Annotated in this window: 11 protein-coding genes; 6 read left to right on the top strand and 5 right to left on the bottom strand. The window is 72.1% G+C overall.

Annotated elements, in window-relative coordinates:
* Window positions 1-22: 22 nt before the first annotated feature.
* From BFN33_RS34345 to BFN33_RS34335, 3 genes are all read right to left on the bottom strand, one after another.
* Window positions 23-1501 carry a DUF5719 family protein gene (locus BFN33_RS34345; protein WP_069764079.1) on the bottom strand — a complete coding sequence of 493 codons (1479 nt, stop codon included), beginning with the start codon at window positions 1499-1501 and terminating at the stop codon, window positions 23-25.
* Window positions 1498-5154, bottom strand: a complete 3657-nt coding sequence (locus BFN33_RS34340) for a glycosyltransferase (protein ID WP_079141144.1) — start codon at window positions 5152-5154, stop codon at window positions 1498-1500. Before BFN33_RS34340 ends, BFN33_RS34345 begins: the two co-directional genes overlap by 4 nt.
* A gap of 183 nt (window positions 5155-5337) precedes the next feature.
* On the bottom strand, window positions 5338-5601 hold the full coding sequence (locus BFN33_RS34335; RefSeq protein WP_003990679.1) for a WhiB family transcriptional regulator: 264 nt from the start codon (window positions 5599-5601) through the stop codon (window positions 5338-5340).
* 712 nt (window positions 5602-6313) lie between these two features.
* On the opposite strand from BFN33_RS34335, the gene BFN33_RS34330 reads away from it, so the two are divergent.
* From BFN33_RS34330 to BFN33_RS34315, 4 genes are all read left to right on the top strand, one after another.
* Window positions 6314-6859 carry a cysteine dioxygenase family protein gene (locus tag BFN33_RS34330; RefSeq protein WP_069764077.1) on the top strand — a complete coding sequence of 182 codons (546 nt, stop codon included), beginning with the start codon at window positions 6314-6316 and terminating at the stop codon, window positions 6857-6859.
* Between the two features lie 34 nt (window positions 6860-6893).
* A complete protein-coding gene (gene cofD, locus BFN33_RS34325) occupies window positions 6894-7853 on the top strand; it encodes a 2-phospho-L-lactate transferase (protein WP_069764076.1) in 960 nt (319 codons plus the stop codon).
* Window positions 7854-7861: 8 nt separating this feature from the next.
* Entirely contained in the window at window positions 7862-9325 is a 1464-nt protein-coding gene (locus BFN33_RS34320) for a coenzyme F420-0:L-glutamate ligase (RefSeq protein ID WP_305144237.1), read from the top strand.
* A gap of 121 nt (window positions 9326-9446) precedes the next feature.
* On the top strand, window positions 9447-10454 hold the full coding sequence (locus tag BFN33_RS34315) for a DNA-3-methyladenine glycosylase (RefSeq protein WP_069764075.1): 1008 nt from the start codon (window positions 9447-9449) through the stop codon (window positions 10452-10454).
* Between the two features lie 269 nt (window positions 10455-10723).
* Here BFN33_RS34315 and BFN33_RS34310 read toward each other — a convergent pair whose 3' ends face one another.
* Window positions 10724-11806 (bottom strand): NDP-sugar synthase, encoded by a 1083-nt coding sequence (locus BFN33_RS34310; protein WP_069764074.1) that lies wholly within the window; start codon window positions 11804-11806, stop codon window positions 10724-10726.
* Window positions 11807-11990: 184 nt separating this feature from the next.
* Entirely contained in the window at window positions 11991-13463 is a 1473-nt protein-coding gene (locus tag BFN33_RS34305) for an N-acetylmuramoyl-L-alanine amidase (RefSeq protein WP_079141142.1), read from the bottom strand.
* 129 nt (window positions 13464-13592) lie between these two features.
* Here BFN33_RS34305 and BFN33_RS34300 point away from each other — a divergent pair, with 129 nt between their 5' ends.
* Together BFN33_RS34300 and BFN33_RS34295 are read left to right on the top strand one after the other, a co-directional pair.
* The gene (locus tag BFN33_RS34300; protein WP_069764072.1) at window positions 13593-14327 is read left to right on the top strand and encodes a TIGR03089 family protein; all 735 of its coding nucleotides are present in this window, start codon (window positions 13593-13595) and stop codon (window positions 14325-14327) included.
* 118 nt (window positions 14328-14445) lie between these two features.
* Window positions 14446-15630 (top strand): LCP family protein, encoded by a 1185-nt coding sequence (locus tag BFN33_RS34295; protein WP_069764109.1) that lies wholly within the window; start codon window positions 14446-14448, stop codon window positions 15628-15630.
* The last annotated feature ends 123 nt before the right edge of the window (window positions 15631-15753 follow it).

The raw sequence follows: 15753 nt of genomic DNA, 5'->3' as shown, positions 1-15753 counted from the left end.
AACGCCCGCGGATCACCCCGGGTCACTTCTGCAGCACCGACAGATCCTGGTCCGCCTCCGGCACCGCCACCATGCCCCGGTCGTCCGGGAGGGCCTGGATGGTGAAGCCCGGCACTCCGTCGGCGGTGGCCGCCAAGGTGCGGGCGCCGTAGACCGGGCCTCCTGAGACGTGCTCGACCGTGAGGGCGTACGTGCCCTTGAGGCCGGTCGGGGTGGGGGCTGCCACGTTCTCGGTGGTGCCCGCCTTGAGGGTGAACGTCTTCGAGACGGCCTCACCGCCCTTGCTGCCCGCCGAGGCCGTGACCTTGACGGTGGCCGCGCGGGTGGGGGCGGTCAGCGAGAGCGTGGTGCCCTTGGCACTGTTGTCGGCGACCGTCGCGCGCGGGCCGACCGGACGCGTGGCCGGGATGAAGGCCGTCTCCTGGTCGTCGCCCTTGCCGCGGACGACCCGCAGGGCGGCGACCACCGGCACGGATGTGTCGGTGGGGGTCAGGACCAGCGAACCCGCCTCCCCGCGTGTGACGTCGCCGAGGTCGGCGGAGGCGGTCATGCCGCCCTTCACGTGCAGCGTCTCGTTCCCGGCGGGGGTGATCAGGCCGGTCGGGGACGCGAGCCGCACCTTCAGGTCGGCGTCGGAGTCGCCGGGCGTGAAGGCGACAAGGCGCACGGCGGTGGCGTCCTTCGGGATTCCGGGCAGCACCAGACTGCCTGACGGGTCCGTCGACGCGGCCAGCCAGTCGCCGCCGAGCTTGTCGTCCAGCGCCTGCACGGCCGCGCCCACGCGCCCGCTGCGGACGTTCACATGGACGGTGAGGTTCTCCTGCTTCTCGTCGGTGAGCGTGGACAGCAGGATCGGGTCGCTGGCGTGCGGTGCGACGGTGATGCCCTCCCCCAGCTTGGAGTCCAGGGCGCCGTCCTTGCCGTAGAGCTCGATGTCGACGACGGCGGCGGAGTCGTCGGGGTTGGTCAGATGCACGTAGTCCGTGCGGTCGGCGGCCGTACTCGCGCCCGGGAACCAGAACTCGGTGTCGGGGGCGGAGCAGTTGACGCCCTGCAGCCCGCGTCCGGAGCCCGCGGCGACCTTCGTGGTCTCCTGGACGGTCCAGCCGGGCGCGAACTTCCCCTCGGCGGTGCCGACGAGGGCCGGCGCGGCGCCGCCGGAGGTGTCCCCGGTGGCGGGCTTGCCGGGCTCCTCGGGTTCGAGGACCGGCTTGCCGGCTTTCTTGCCCGCGCTCTTGCCGTCCGACTTCGCGGCGGCCGCCTGGAGTTCGGCCTTCCCGCCGCCGGCCGCGTCCTTGGTGACGGGCGTGAAGGACGTGTACGACGTCTCCGCGATGTCGGAGGTGCTGGGCGCCGGGCACAGCAGGCTGGTGCGCTCCACGGGCAGCTCGGCGGCCGTCCCGGCGGTGCTGGCGGCCTGCGGTGAGCTGAGGGTCGCGAACCCGGTGACGGCGGCGAGCGCGGCGGTGCCGGCGATGAGGGACACGGTGGTGCGGTTCACTGCTGACTCCCGTCGGGGCGCTCACTGCCGGTGGCGTCCGGGTGCTGCTGCGCCGGGTCGTACGCGGGGTCGTAGCCCTGGTCGTACTGCTGCTCGTACTGGCCGCCGTACGTCTGGTCGTACGACGGCTGCTGGTTCTGGCCGCCGTAGGCGTACGGGTCGTACTGGCCGCCCTGGTAGGGGTCCGCCTGGTACGGCTGCTGGTCGTAGCCGCCTGCCGGGTACTGCTGGGCGGTGCCCTGGTACTGCTCGCCGCCGTAGGTGCCGTACTCGGCGTTCGTGTAGGCCGGGGCGTCCCAGTCGCCGTAGGACTGCTGGTGCGGGACCGCGGCGGGGGCCTCCTGCGGAGGAGGGGGGAGGTCGTCTGGGCGGGCGGCCTCCTCGGCCTGGGCGCGCAGCCGGCGGGCGCGGCGGCCCTCGCCCGCCACGGCCTGGGCGGGGATCGACGGCTCCTCGGGGAGGTCGTCGTCGACGTCGCGGCGGCGGCCGGGCAGGGCCATGACCACGAGGACGACGGCGAGGAAGCCCTGGATCCACAGCCACAGGGTGTGGGTGAAGGGATCGTCGAAGGTGACGTCCAGCTTGCCGCCGGAGGCGGGCAGTTCGAAGCCCTGGGCCCAGCCGTCGAGGGTGGTGCGGGTCAGCGGCCTGCCGTCCAGGGTGGCGGTCCAGCCCTCGTCGGCGGTGTCGGCGAGGCGCAGGATCCTGCCGGCGGCACCGGACGGGACCGTGGTGTGGATGTCCACGGGGCCCGCGGCCACCGGCTGCGCGGTACCGGAACCGGACTTGGCGACGATGGTGGCGCGCGCGACCTCCTGGTCGACCCGCCACAGTCCGCTGCCGTCCTGCTGGCTGAGCCGGGTCAGGCCGGGCGTGGCGTCCAGCACGCGCGTGACCTCGCGGGGCGCGCCCTTGTGGACGAGGACGTAGCGCACGGCGAAGCCGCCGAGCTGGTTCGCCTGGTCGGCGCCGGAGCCGGCGACGAGGTTGGCGACGACCTTGTCCAGCTTGTCGTTCTCACCGTCGGCCGCGGCGAGTTCGGCGTCGCCGAGGCGGGCGCCGGAGCCGCGCACCAGCATGTAGCCGACGTGCGCCGCGGAGTCGCTGTCGAGGACGAGGGTGCGGGCCTGGTCGCGGGTGCCGCTCTCCTCGGCGACGAACGCGGGCACCTGGACGGGGTCGCGGCGCTCCAGCGGTCCGTCGGCGCCGCCGATCATCCAGCCCGCGGCGACGAGCAGCGGGCCCGCAGCGGAGGCGAAGGCGATCAGGGCGGCGACCGGCTGGCGCCAGCCGAAGCTCTGCTCGGCCACGCGTGCGCGTGCCCCGTCGGCGCCGAGCACGGCGGCGGCCAGCAGGGCGAGGCCGTAGACGAGGGTGGCGGGGCCCGCCCAGGTCGAGTCGTTGGACAGGACCGCGAAGACGAGGCCCACCAGAGCCACCGCCCAGGCCGTCCAGATGCCGAACTGCCGCTCGGTGCGCAGCAGGGCGGCCAGGGCTGCCAGCACCACGCCGATCAGCATCAGCCCGTCGACCGTGCCGGGGCCGCCGGGGCTCGCGCCGAGCAGGTCGAGGGCGGAGGCGGCCGAGGAGCCGTACTCGAGGCCCGCCTGCTCGAAGAAGCCGAACGGGAGCAGGGTCAGCGACCAGGGGGCGAGGACCAGCAGAGGGGTGCCGAACTGGGCCAGGAAGCGCAGGCCGTAGGCGGTGATGTCGGTGCGGCGCACGACGAGCAGGGCGATGCCGAGGATCAGCGCGATCGGCCAGATGATCGGCGTGAACGCGGTGGTGATCGTGAGCAGGAGCGCGAACGCCCAGGTGGCGCGCCAACTGCCACGCGTGCCCGTGGTGCTCGTCAGGCCGCCGGCGACGACGCCCGCGCGCGCGATGAGCGGCAGCAGGACGGCGAGAACGGCGGTGCCGACGCGGCCGCCGGCGAGGGCGCCGGTGGCGGCGGGCAGGAAGGCGTAGACGACGGCCGCCCATGCGCGCAGGAGGCGGGACTCGACGAGCGGGCGGGAGGCGAAGTAGGCCGTGCAGCCGGCCAGCGGCACCGAGCAGACCAGCAGGACCGTCAGGGCGAGACCGGTGGAGCCGAACAATACGGAGGACAGCGCGGCGATGAACGCCAGATACGGCGGCGCGGACGGGGTGCCGCCGGCGCCCACCGCGTGCCACGCGTCCGCGTAACGCGACCACAGCTCGCTCGCGTCGGCCGGGGCGGGCAGCAGGGCGCCGCCCGCGAGCGCGCCGCCACCCAGGAGATTGCGGCAGGCGACCAGGGCGACGAGCAGCAGCGCCAGGAAGAGCACCGGCCCCGGCTTGCGAGCGACGCGCTTGAGGCGGGCGAACTGCTCGATCTCCAGGAAGTCCGCGTCGTCGCCGCCGGGCCCGGACTCGATGCCACCGCCGTGGCGTCCGGCCGCGGAGGCCTCGGCGTCGGAGCCGCCGAAGAAGTTGCCCGCGATCTGTTCCACGGTGGCCCGGACGGTCGCGCCGGGCGGCGGGAACAGCTGCCTGAGCTCGTCCTTGTCGACGACCGGCGTGCCTCGCTTGCTCCGCCCGGTGATGATCCGCTCGGGCCGCAACAGGGTGCCGAGCAGGCCGCGGATCTCGTCGAGAGCCTGCCCGGGGACCTTGCCGACGAGGTAGGCGACGGTCCGCAGCATGGTGCCCAGGACCAGGCGCACGAGCACCCAGGGCAGCGCGGCCGTGCGCGTGTTGACGAGCAGGGTGTAGGCGGCACCGGCCTTGTCGACCTTGTGCGGAGAGGCGGTGGTGCGGCCCGCGCAGTCGACGGTACGGCGCTCCCGGGAGGCCGCCTCGGCATGGCGTACGACGGCTTCGGGGGCGACGAGGACGCGGTGGCCGGCGGCCTGGGCGCGCCAGCACAGGTCGACGTCGTCACGCATGAGGGGCAGCCGCCGGTCGAACCCACCGAGCTGCTCGTAGAGGTCGCGGCGGATCAGCATGCCCGCGGTGGATACGGACAGCACGGACCGGACGTGGTCGTGCTGGCCCTGGTCCTGTTCGCGGCGGTCCAGGCCCGTCCAGCGGCGACCGGAGTTGGCGATGGAGACGCCGACCTCCAGGAGCTGCCGCTTGTCGTACCAGCCGCGGAGCTTGGGGCCCACGACGGCGACGTCGTCCCGGCCGAGCTCCAGTTCGTTCTCCACGACGCGCAGCAGCTGGGCCAGGGCGTCGGGCTCGGGGGCGCAGTCGTCGTGCAGCAGCCAGAGCCACTGGACCGGCTCGCCGTGCGGCAGTTCCGGCAGGTCGTAGGCGTCGTCGCGCCACGTGCGCGTGACCGGGTCCCAGCCGCTGGGCCGCTTCAGATACGGCAGCTCGTCCGGGGTCAGGACGGGAGCGGTGCGGGCGGCCTCCTCGACGGCCTGGCCGAAGCCGGTGCGCCGGGCGAGATGCAGGACCCGGTCGGCCCCCAGCGCGTCGGTGACCAGCTGCGCGGAGTGGTCAGCGCTGCCGGTGTCGGCGGCCATGGCGAACTGCACGGGGCGCTCCTGGCCGAGCAGCCCGGCGAGCGCGTCGGGCAGCCAGCGGGCGCCGTCGTGGGAGACGAGCACTGCGGTCACCACATGACGCGGGAACTCAGGAGTGGCAGCGTGATCTTGGGCTGCCGTGTGGCTGTGCACGGACATCGAGGTACGGGCCCCGGTTCGGTGGACTGCGGTGGACGCCTGTGCCCTGAGGGGGCGGCGAGGCGTCTCGGACGAGCGCCCACACTATCGGCTGGGCAGGACGGCGGCCCGCCGCCTGTGGATAACCCAAGCGCGACGGGCCGTTCAGTTGCGTACGAAAAGTGCGGCGATGTGTACCTCGCGTCAGACGGCGGCCTTCTTCAGCCTGCGGCGTTCGCGTTCCGACAGGCCGCCCCAGATGCCGAAGCGCTCGTCGTTGGCGAGGGCGTATTCGAGGCACTCGGAGCGGACCTCGCAGGAGAGGCAGACCTTCTTGGCCTCGCGGGTGGAGCCGCCCTTCTCGGGAAAGAAGGACTCGGGGTCGGTCTGGGCGCACAGCGCGCGCTCCTGCCAGCCGAGTTCCTCGTCCGCGTCGTCGACCAGCAGTTGCTGCACCAGCTCGGTCATGTGCGCCCCTCGTCTGTCTTCGCGTCCCCGTGTGACGGCCGTTACCGATTTCGGCTGAACGACACGAGTGAAATTACAAGTGTGCTGCTCCGGGCGAGTCAAGCCGAGATCTGCTATTGGGCCCCTTATTCACTCTGCGGAACCAAGGCCTAGCAGAAAGTGTTCAAATCGGCATAAACCTTGACAAGCAGACGAGACCCGAGAGGGCTGCCGAGCCGTGCCGGCCCTTTCGGACCTGTACGGGGAAGGACGCCCATCAGTTCGAACTCGTTCCGTGTGCGCCCGTGGAAGTCGTGCGAAGTCGCGGCCCGTGCGCCCGGTTGTGCGCCATGTGTCCCGGTAGACGCGTGAACAAACCTTTCATCAGGGAGATGGACCGGATGAGGTGAAACATGTCCCACTTCCGGGGTGTCGAGTTGACAGTGAACGTGTGACCCGGTGTCCTTGTGGGCATGCTCGCGAACTTGGCACTCACCTCGACCCGCACAGCGGGGTCCCACGGTGCTGCCCGCGCTCGCTGTAGCTGTTGTTGCTGTTCCAGCTGTTGAGCCCAACGCGCTCCGGCTGCCTCTGAGTCCATCGTGACTCGGCTGCTTGTTCCCCGCCCGCACCCGGGCATTCCTGTCCCCCCGTGATCCGGGCGGACGGTACGCGACACCCAGCCAGCCCCCCACCCTCTTCGCCACTCTTCGCCGAGGACCCATCGCACCCCATGAACAGCGACAACGACCTCCAGATCGCCGGCGACCTCCTCGAGGTCCCGCACCTCCTCCAGGCCCCTCGCGAGCACCCGGCCACCGTCGCCGACTTCGTCGGCCTGGCACGCTCCATCGCCGCCGACAGCTCGCAGTGGGCGCACCTCGTCCAGTACGACGCGACGAGCCGCTGGTACCACCGGCTGCGAACCGGGCCCGGCTACGAGGTGTGGCTGCTGTCCTGGGTCCCCGGTCAGGGCAGCGGGCTGCACGACCACGGCCGCTCCTCCGGGATCCTCACCGTCCTGGAGGGCGCGCTGACCGAGCGCACCGAGCGGGGCACGCGCGCGCTGGGGGCGGGGACACAGCGGGTGTTCGCGCCGGGGTACGTGCACGAAGTCGTCAACGACGCGCTGGAGCCGGCGGTGAGTCTGCACGTCTACTACCCGGGGCTGACGGAGATGCCGATGCTCCCCCAGTCTCAACTCCGTTCGACCGGGGGGACCCCCATCGCCTGCACCGCCCGCGAGACCCACGGCGAGGTGGACGCCGTAACCGCGTGACGCGTTGTCGTACCCGCCTGCAAGACTTGCTCCCATGCGCATTGTGGTTCTGGCAGGCGGCATCGGTGGTGCCCGGTTCCTGCGCGGTCTGAAGCAGGCCGCGCCGGACGCGGACATCACGGTCATCGGTAACACCGGGGACGACATCCATCTCTTCGGGCTGAAGGTCTGCCCGGACCTCGACACGGTGATGTACACGCTCGGCGGCGGTATCAACGAGGAGCAGGGCTGGGGGCGGGCCGACGAGACCTTCCACCTCAAGGAGGAGCTCGCGGCGTACGGCGTCGGACCGGAGTGGTTCGGGCTCGGGGACCGGGACTTCGCCACGCACATCGTGCGGACGCAGATGATCGGTGCGGGATATCCGCTGAGCGCGGTGACCGAGGCACTGTGCGACCGGTGGAAGCCGGGGGTGCGGCTGATCCCGATGACCGACGACCGGGTCGAGACGCATGTGGCCGTGGAGGTCGACGGCGAGCGCAAGGCCGTTCACTTCCAGGAGTACTGGGTGCGGCTGCGGGCGTCCGTTCCGGCCCACGCGGTCGTGCCGGTGGGCGCGGAGCAGGCCAAGCCGGCGCCGGGGGTGCTCGAGGCGATCGCGGAGGCGGACGTCGTGCTGTTCCCGCCGTCCAACCCGGTGGTGTCCGTCGGCACGATCCTCGCCGTGCCCGGCATCCGCGAGGCGATCGCCGAGGCCGGGGTACCGGTGGTGGGCCTGTCCCCCATCGTCGGGGACGCGCCCGTGCGCGGCATGGCCGACAAGGTGCTGGCGGCGGTCGGCGTCGAGTCCACGGCCGCGGCGGTCGCCGAGCACTACGGCTCGGGGCTGCTGGACGGCTGGCTCGTCGACACCGTGGACGCCGGAGCGGTCGAGCGCGTCGAGTCGGCCGGCATCCGCTGCCGGGCCGTACCCCTGATGATGACCGACCTGGACGCGACCGCGCGGATGGCCCAGGAGGCGCTGGAGCTGGCGGAGGAGGTGCGCGGAGCTTGAGCGGCGAGATGTCGGATGAGGCAAGGGGCCCGGGCGAAGCACCGGGAGCGGTGGCCGGGAGCCGGGGCGGCGCGCATGCCGCCGGCGGCGGGCCGGCGAAGGGCGACGGGGCGGCGGGCGGCGATGCCGGGACCGCGGTGATCGGGTCCGGTCCCGGGGCGGCGAGCGGTGCGGGTAGCGGCGGTTTCCGGGTGTGGGCCGTCTCCGGGATGCCCGAGGTGGCGCGGGGGGACGACCTCGCCAAGCTGATCGCCGCCGCCGAGCCGGGGCTCGTCGACGGGGACGTGCTGCTCGTCACCTCGAAGATCGTGTCCAAGGCGGAGGGGCGGATCGTCGAGGCGAGCGACCGGGAGGCCGCGATCGACGCCGAGACCGTACGGGTCGTGGCGCGGCGCGGGGCGCTCAGGATCGTCGAGAACCGGCAGGGGCTCGTGATGGCCGCCGCCGGGGTCGACGCCTCCAACACTCCTTCGGGGACGGTGCTGCTCTTGCCCGAGGACCCGGACGCGTCGGCGCGGGCGATCCGGGACGGGTTGCGGGACGCCCTCGGGGTCGACGTCGGGATCGTCGTCACCGACACCTTCGGGCGGCCCTGGCGCGCCGGGCTCACCGATGTCGCGATCGGGGCCGCCGGGGTGCGAGTGCTGGACGATCTACGGGGCGGCACGGACGCGTACGGCAATCCGCTCAGCGCGACCGTGGTGGCGACGGCCGACGAACTGGCCGCCGCAGGTGATCTCGTCAAGGGCAAGGCCGCCGGTCTCCCCGTCGCCGTCGTGCGCGGGCTGGCGCACGTCGTGGCCGAGGAGCACGGGGAAGGGGCGCGGGCCATGGTGCGTCACGCGCGCGACGACATGTTCCGGCTGGGGACCTCGGAGGCCGTCCGGGAGGCGGTCACCCAGCGCCGTACCGTACGGGCCTTCACGGACGAGCCCGTCGACCCCGGCGCCGTACGACGGGCCGTCGCCGCGGCCGTCACCGCGCCGGCGCCGCATCACACGACGCCGTGGCGGTTCGTGCTGCTGGAGTCCGAGGCCTCGCGGACCGGGCTGCTGGACGCCATGCGGGACGCCTGGATCGCCGATCTGCGCCGGGACGGGAAGTCCGAGGAGTCCATCGCCAAGCGGGTGCGGCGCGGGGACGTGCTGCGGAACGCGCCGTATCTCGCCGTGCCCTGTCTGGTGATGGACGGGTCGCACACGTACGGCGATCCGCGCCGGGACGCGGCCGAGCGGGAGATGTTCGTCGTCGCCGCGGGGGCCGGGGTGGAGAACTTCCTGGTCGCGCTGGCCGGGGAGCGGCTGGGGTCGGCGTGGGTGTCGTCCACCATGTTCTGCCGCGATGTGGTGCGGGAGGTGCTCGGGCTGCCGGCGGACTGGGATCCGATGGGCGCCGTCGCGGTGGGGCATCCGGCGCAGGCGCCTCGGCCCCGGCCGGATCGGGATGCGGGGAGTTTCATCGAGGTGCGGTGATGTGCGCCGGTTTCGTCGAGGTGCGGTGGTGGGCCCCGGCTTGCGCCTAGTCTCATAGGGCCTCTTCCGGTTCCTCTGGCAACCCGGGTCCCGGTTCCTCTCGTACCTCAGGACTTCATTCGTGGCAGGACGTTTCGCTCCCCGGCCCACGCGTACGACCGTGCGCGGTGGAGAGGTCGCCGTGCCCGCCCCGCGGCGGGAGGCGCCGCGGGTGGAGACCCCGCTCGTGCGGAAGTGGACGCCGGGGTGGCCCGTCGATCTCGGGCTGGTGCTCGGTGCTCTCAGGCGGGGGCCCGGGGACCCCACGTTCCGGGCTCTTCCGGACGGGTCCGTGTGGCGGGCCAGTCGTACGCCCGTCGGTCCCGGGACCCTGCGGGTCTGCGTGTACGGCGGTGAGGTGCGCGGCGAGGCCTGGGGACCCGGGGGCGAGTGGCTGCTCTCGCAGTTGCCGGAGTTGCTCGGGGCCGCGGACGATCCTTCTGTCTTCGTGCCCCGGCATCGGGTGGTGGCTCATTCCTGGCACCGGCGGCCGGGGCTGCGGCTGACGCGGACCGGGCTGGTGCTGGAGTCGTTGATTCCTTCCGTGCTGGAGCAGAAGGTCACGACCGTTGAGGCGTATCGGGCGTGGCGGTTGCTGGTGCGGAAGTTCGGGGAGCCGGCGCCGGGGCCCGCGGCGGGCGGGTGGTTGTGGGTGATGCCGTCGCCCCGGACGTGGGCGTTGATTCCGTCGTGGGAGTGGCATCGGGCCGGGGTGGACAACAAGCGGGCCTCGACGATCCTGCGGGCCGTGCGGGTGGCCGCGCGCCTGGAGGAGGCGGTGGGGATGTCTCCGGAGGCCGCGCAGGCTCGGTTGGAAGTGGTGCCGGGGGTGGGGCCGTGGACGTCCTCGGAGGTGGTGCAGCGCAGCCATGGCGCGGCGGATGCGGTGACCGTGGGGGATCTGCATCTGCCGGGGATCGTGGGGTTCGCGCTGGCCGGAGATCGGGATGCGGACGATGCGGCGATGTTGTCGCTGCTGGAGCCGTATGCGGGGCAGCGGCATCGGGCGGCTCGGTTGATCTTGTTGAGTGGGCGGGTTCCGGAGCGGCGGGCGCCGCGGATGACTCGGGGGGACATCGGGCGGTTGTGACGGTGCGGTGGGTGGGGGTTGCCGTCGCGTGTTTCGCCCCCGCCGCCCCTACCCGTCCCACCCCCAGAGGGGCCCCCACCAGGGGCTGCCGCCCTGCGACCCCGCTCAGGGGGCTCCGCCCCCTGCACCCCCGCCGGGGCTCCGCCCCGGACCCCGTCGGCCCTGAACGGGCCTCGTCCTCAAACGCCGGACGGGCTGACAGAAGCGGACCGGCGTCGACAAAGAACCAGAACAGGTGACGCCCCCACACCCGCCGCCGGAACCTCTCCTCACTGGTCCGACGAGAAACGGACCGCTCCCGCGGGGATCTTCGCGTCGCACCAGACTCGCGCGCCGTCCCGCAGTTCGTTGTCGGCGCCGATGATCGCGCCGTCGCCGATGACCGTGCCGGTGAGGATCGAGCGTTCGCCCACGCGGGCCCTGGTGCCGATCAGGGAGTCGGTGATGACGGCTCCGGGTTCGACCACCGCGCCCGGAAGGATCGTCGAGCCGGAGACCCTGGCACCCTCCGCGATGTACGCGCCCTCGCCGACCACCGTGCCGTCGGTCAGTTTCGCGTCCGGGGCGACCCTGGCCGTGGGGAGTATCAGGCGGTCGCCGCAGCGGCCGGGGACCGCGGGGGACGGGGCCCGGCCCAGGACCAGGTCGGCCGAGCCGCGGACGAAGGCGGCGGGGGTGCCGAGGTCCAGCCAGTACGTCGAGTCGACCATGCCCTGGAGGTGGGCCCCGGCCGACAGGAGTTCGGGGAAGGTCTCGCGCTCCACCGAGACCGGGCGGCCCCCCGGGATCGTGTCGATGACCGAGCGGCGGAAGACGTACGCGCCCGCGTTGATCTGGTCGGTGACGATCTCCTCCGGGGTCTGGGGCTTCTCCAGGAACGCCAGGACCCTGCCCGTGTCGTCCGTGGGGACCAGTCCGTAGGCCCGCGGGTCCGTCACCTTCGTGAGATGCAGGGAGACGTCCGCGCCCGTCGTCTCGTGCGTGCGCACCAGCGCCCTGATGTCCAGGCCCGTCAGGATGTCGCCGTTGAAGACCAGGACCGGCTCGTCGGGGGCGGAGTGCAGACGGGCGGCCACGTTGCGGATCGCGCCGCCCGTGCCGAGGGGCTCCACCTCGGTGACGTACTCAAGGTGGAGCCCCAGGGCGGAACCGTCGCCGAAGTGCGGTTCGAAGACCTCCGCGAGGTAGCTCGTCGCGAGGACGATGTGGTCGACGCCCGCCGCTCTCGCTCTGGCCAGCTGGTGCGTGAGGAAGGGGACACCGGCCGCGCGGACCATGGGCTTCGGGGTGTGGACCGTGAGGGGTCGCAGTCTCGTGCCCTTGCCGCCGACCAGGAGGATCGCTTCTGTCACCTGTTGTCTCCGCTTCCTGCCGGGACCGACCCGAACTGTCTTTCGACCGGTCAGTGTATGCAGACCGTTGTGCGGCACCTTCGGCGACCGTGCGGCATTCGCGCCTGCCCCCCGACGGCGGTGAAACGGGTGGTACGAACTCTCCCTCGGACTCTTACGGACTCTTCTCGGTCCTCAGCGACCGTCAACGACCCTGGAGACGGGCAGCTGTCGTGCGGGTGGATCCGAGCTTGCGGTAGAGCTGCCGTCCGGGGCACTCCGTGGCGAAGCCGTCCCGGTGACCGGAGATCACGTTCAGTCGTACCTTCTTACCCTTCGGATAGCGGTTGCCACCGCCCGACTTCAGATACGTCTTCCCCTTCGGGTTGCCGCCGTACAGGCCGAGCTTCCACGCGGCGAGCCGTGCAACGGCGTTCGTCACGGCGGCGGGCGGCTTCTTGGAGCCGTAGCTGCCGACGACGGCGATCCCCACGCTGTTGCTGTTGAACCCGAGGGTGTGGGCGCCGAGGACCGCCTTCGCGACACCGCCCGCCCGGCCCTCGTAGATGTTTCCGCACTTGTCGACGAGGAAGTTGTAGCCGATGTCGCGCCAGCCCATGCTCTTGACGTGGTAGCGGTAGATACCGCGAATGAGCGAGGGCACCTGCGTACAGCGGTACCCGTTGCCGGACGCCGTGTGGTGCACGAAGGCCGCCTTGACCTTCTTCGTGTAGACGAACTTCCGCTCGCGCAGCCCTTCGTCGGCGCCCCAGCCGCGCCGGGTGACGATGCGCGGGCGCGGTCCGATGTACGGCTTCGTCCGCTGCCGCTCCGTCAACTCCCCCGCGCGCAGGGCGAACAGCTCCTGTTCGGTCTGCTGCCGGTCCAGCGCCGGGATCTCGAGGTCGCCGGCATCGGCCAGGCCGGCGTTGGCGGCGGACGCGTCCATCGAGGCGGGGTCTTCGGGCGGTTCGGCGGTGGGGAGGGACGTGTCCATCGAGGCGGGGTCTTCCCCCGGCTCGGGGGTGGGGGCGGAACGGAGTGCGACGGCGCGATGAGGGGCGCCCGCCGTCGCGGCTTCCTGCCGGGTGGACGCCGGTGCGCTCTCCCCCGGGTCCACGAGTTCCAGACGCAGCCCCTTCGGGAGCGGAGCGGTCGCGGTCACCGTACGGGAGCCGGGGGCCATGTCCCCGGCCCTGCGGTCGGCTTCGGCTCGGACCCTCACCTCCACGCCGTCCGAGTCACCCACCCACAGCGGTGCCGTGGCGCCGTGGACGCGGCCGGAGGTGCGCTCGGCCGTGCCGGGGTCGGCCGTGTCGTCGTTGTGGGTCTCGAGGTCCTGCCAGCCGGACCAGGTGTGGGTGCCGGCCGCGCGGGTGCGGATCTGGACGCGGCCGTGCAGCTCGGTGTCCGGGTCGTCCCAGATCACGCCCGCGAGGGAGAAGTGCCGAACATCCCGGCGGGGCAGGCCCTGTTCGTCGGCCGGAGCGGGGGTGACATCCCGGGGGGCGAGGGGCGCGAGGGGCAGCGACTGGGTGCTGCCGGGGGCTTCCGCACCCGACGCCGGTCTCACGGCCGCCGGGGACACCGTTCTCGCCGCGACCGCGGGCGAGGTGAGGGACAGGGCGAGGGCGGCCGCGCCGGTGACGCCGACCGAGGAAGCAAGTAGTCCACGCATGCTCCCGATCCTGGACATAGTCATATAAATCTGTCCATCGGGAAACTGACGGACCGTCGGGTGTCGTTGCGCCGAACCGGTGGCCCCGCGCGGGGGTGTCCGGCCGCGGGCCCGCGTACGCTTCTGCGGATGAACGCCACCGATCGCACCCCCGCCGACCTGCTGCGTTCCGCGCTCGCCGCGGACCCCGCCCGCCCCCTGGTGACCTTCTACGACGACGCCACGGGCGAACGTGTCGAATTGTCCGTGGCCACCTTCGCCAATTGGGTGGCCAAGACCTCGAACCTCCTCCAGGGCGACCTCGCCGCGGCGCCCGGTGACCGGGTGACGCTGTTGCTGCCCGCGCACTGGCAGACGGCGGTGTGGTTGCTGGCCTGCGCGTCGGTGGGGGTGGTCGCGGACGTCGGCGGAGATCCGGCCGCGGCCGACGTGGTCGTGAGCGGGCCGGACACGCTGGAGGCGGCGCGGGCGTGTTCCGGGGAGCGGGTGGCGCTGGCGCTGCGCCCGCTGGGCGGGCGCTTTCCGCAGACGCCGGACGGCTTCGTCGACTACGCCGTGGAGGTGCCGGGACAAGGGGACCGGTTCGCCCCGTTCGCTCCGGTGGACCCCGATGAGCCCGCGTTGATCGTGGCGGGGCGGGAGTTCAGCGCGGCGGAGGTCGTCGAGCGGGCCGGGGCCGAGGGGACGGGGGACCGCGTGTTGTCGGGGTTGCCGTACGACACGTGGGACGGGTTGAACGCCGGGCTGTACGGGGCGCTCGCCACCGGGGGGTCCGTGGTGCTGTGCCGCCATCTGGAGCGGTTGGACGAGGAGGGGCTCGCCAAGCGGATCGAGAGTGAGCGGGTCACGGCTGTCCGTCGGTAAGCGGACGGTTGGACGCCGGTGCGGTCACCCGAGTGGAGCAGTACCGGCCGCCCCCGGGAACCGGTCCACGTCATGGTCGTAGGTACAGATACGTACGCCATGAGGGGTGGGCCGACTCGTGACCGACAGAGCTCGCGCCCTCGGACCCGGCCTCGGGGCGTCGGCCGGTGGTGAAGGGCTCAGACGCCGCCGGCGGCGGCGGTGGCTGCGCGGTGCCGGGCTCGCCGTCGCCGTGGCAGTGGCCGCCACCGCCGGTGCCGCCTGGGCCCTCTACGCCAAGCTCGACGGGAACATCACCCCGGACGACGCGGCCGCCCGCGAGCTCGCCCGGTACGAGAAGGAGCGGCCCACCTCGCTCGTCAAGGACGCGCAGAACATCCTGCTGATCGGGTCCGATTCACGGTCGGGGGACGAGAACGCGCGGTACGGGCGGGACTCGGGGACCGAGCGGTCGGACACCACGATCCTGTTGCATCTGTCCGCCGGACGGCGCACCGCGACGGCCGTGTCGCTGCCGCGGGACCTGATGGTGCAGGTGCCGGCCTGTCTGGGGTCGGACGGGACCCGTGGTGAGCCCGCGTTCACGATGTTCAACAGCGCCTTCCAGAAGGGCGGTTCGGCCTGCACGATCCGGACCGTCGAGAAACTCACGAACATTCGCGTGGACCATCACATGGTCGTCGACTTCCACGGGTTCAAGGACATGGTGGACGCCGTCGACGGAGTGACGGTCTGTCTCGACGAACCGATCGACGACAAGGCGGCCAAGCTGCGGCTTCCGGCGGGGCGGGTGACGCTGAACGGCGAGGAGGCGCTCGGCTATGTGCGGGCCCGCAAGTCCCTCGGCGACGGCAGCGACACCGAGCGGATGGACCGCCAGCAGCGTTTTCTCGGGGCGCTCGTCCACAAGGTGCAGAGCAATGACGTACTGCTGAATCCGGTGAAGCTCTATCCCGTGCTGGACGCCGCGACTTCCTCGCTCACCACCGATCCCGATCTGGCGAGTCTGCGCGGACTGTACGAACTCGTGCGCGGCCTGCGGCACATCCCCACGGAGCGTGTGCAATTCCTTACCGTGCCGCGAGAGCCGTACGTCCACGACGCCAATCGTGATCAACTCGCGGAACCCGAGGCCCGGCGGCTTTTCGAACGGTTGCGCAAGGATGCGCCGGTGAAGGTGACGGAGAAATCCCAGAAGTTTTCAGAACATTCTCATGATGAAGAACCCAATGGAGAATCTGAGAACGGGGGCACGGCGCCCACCTTCCGCGGCAACACGGCCGCCGAGGACACCTGCGGGTAAAGCGTTTCCCAAGGCGGCGAACCGGTGTCCGAGCAAATGGGCGGAATGCCCGGTTGTAGGGGCGTGGAATTTGTCACCGTCGTAACCTGTCGGCGAATCGGACAGCTAGTGTGAGCGCTCCGG

Source organism: Streptomyces sp. LUP47B (genome assembly GCF_001746295.1).
GTDB lineage: Bacteria > Actinomycetota > Actinomycetes > Streptomycetales > Streptomycetaceae > Streptomyces.
Note: the sequence above shows the minus strand (reverse complement) of the source record. Positions and strands in the feature narration are given on the sequence as shown.

Coding starts and splice junctions, on each gene's coding strand:
- BFN33_RS34340 (WP_079141144.1), bottom strand. CDS start 5,154: ATGTCCGTGCACAGCCACACGGCAGCCCAAGATCACGCTGCCACTCCT.
- BFN33_RS34335 (WP_003990679.1), bottom strand. CDS start 5,601: ATGACCGAGCTGGTGCAGCAACTGCTGGTCGACGACGCGGACGAGGAA.
- BFN33_RS34330 (WP_069764077.1), top strand. CDS start 6,314: ATGAACAGCGACAACGACCTCCAGATCGCCGGCGACCTCCTCGAGGTC.
- cofD (WP_069764076.1), top strand. CDS start 6,894: ATGCGCATTGTGGTTCTGGCAGGCGGCATCGGTGGTGCCCGGTTCCTG.
- BFN33_RS34320 (WP_305144237.1), top strand. CDS start 7,862: ATGTCGGATGAGGCAAGGGGCCCGGGCGAAGCACCGGGAGCGGTGGCC.
- BFN33_RS34305 (WP_079141142.1), bottom strand. CDS start 13,463: ATGCGTGGACTACTTGCTTCCTCGGTCGGCGTCACCGGCGCGGCCGCC.
- BFN33_RS34300 (WP_069764072.1), top strand. CDS start 13,593: ATGAACGCCACCGATCGCACCCCCGCCGACCTGCTGCGTTCCGCGCTC.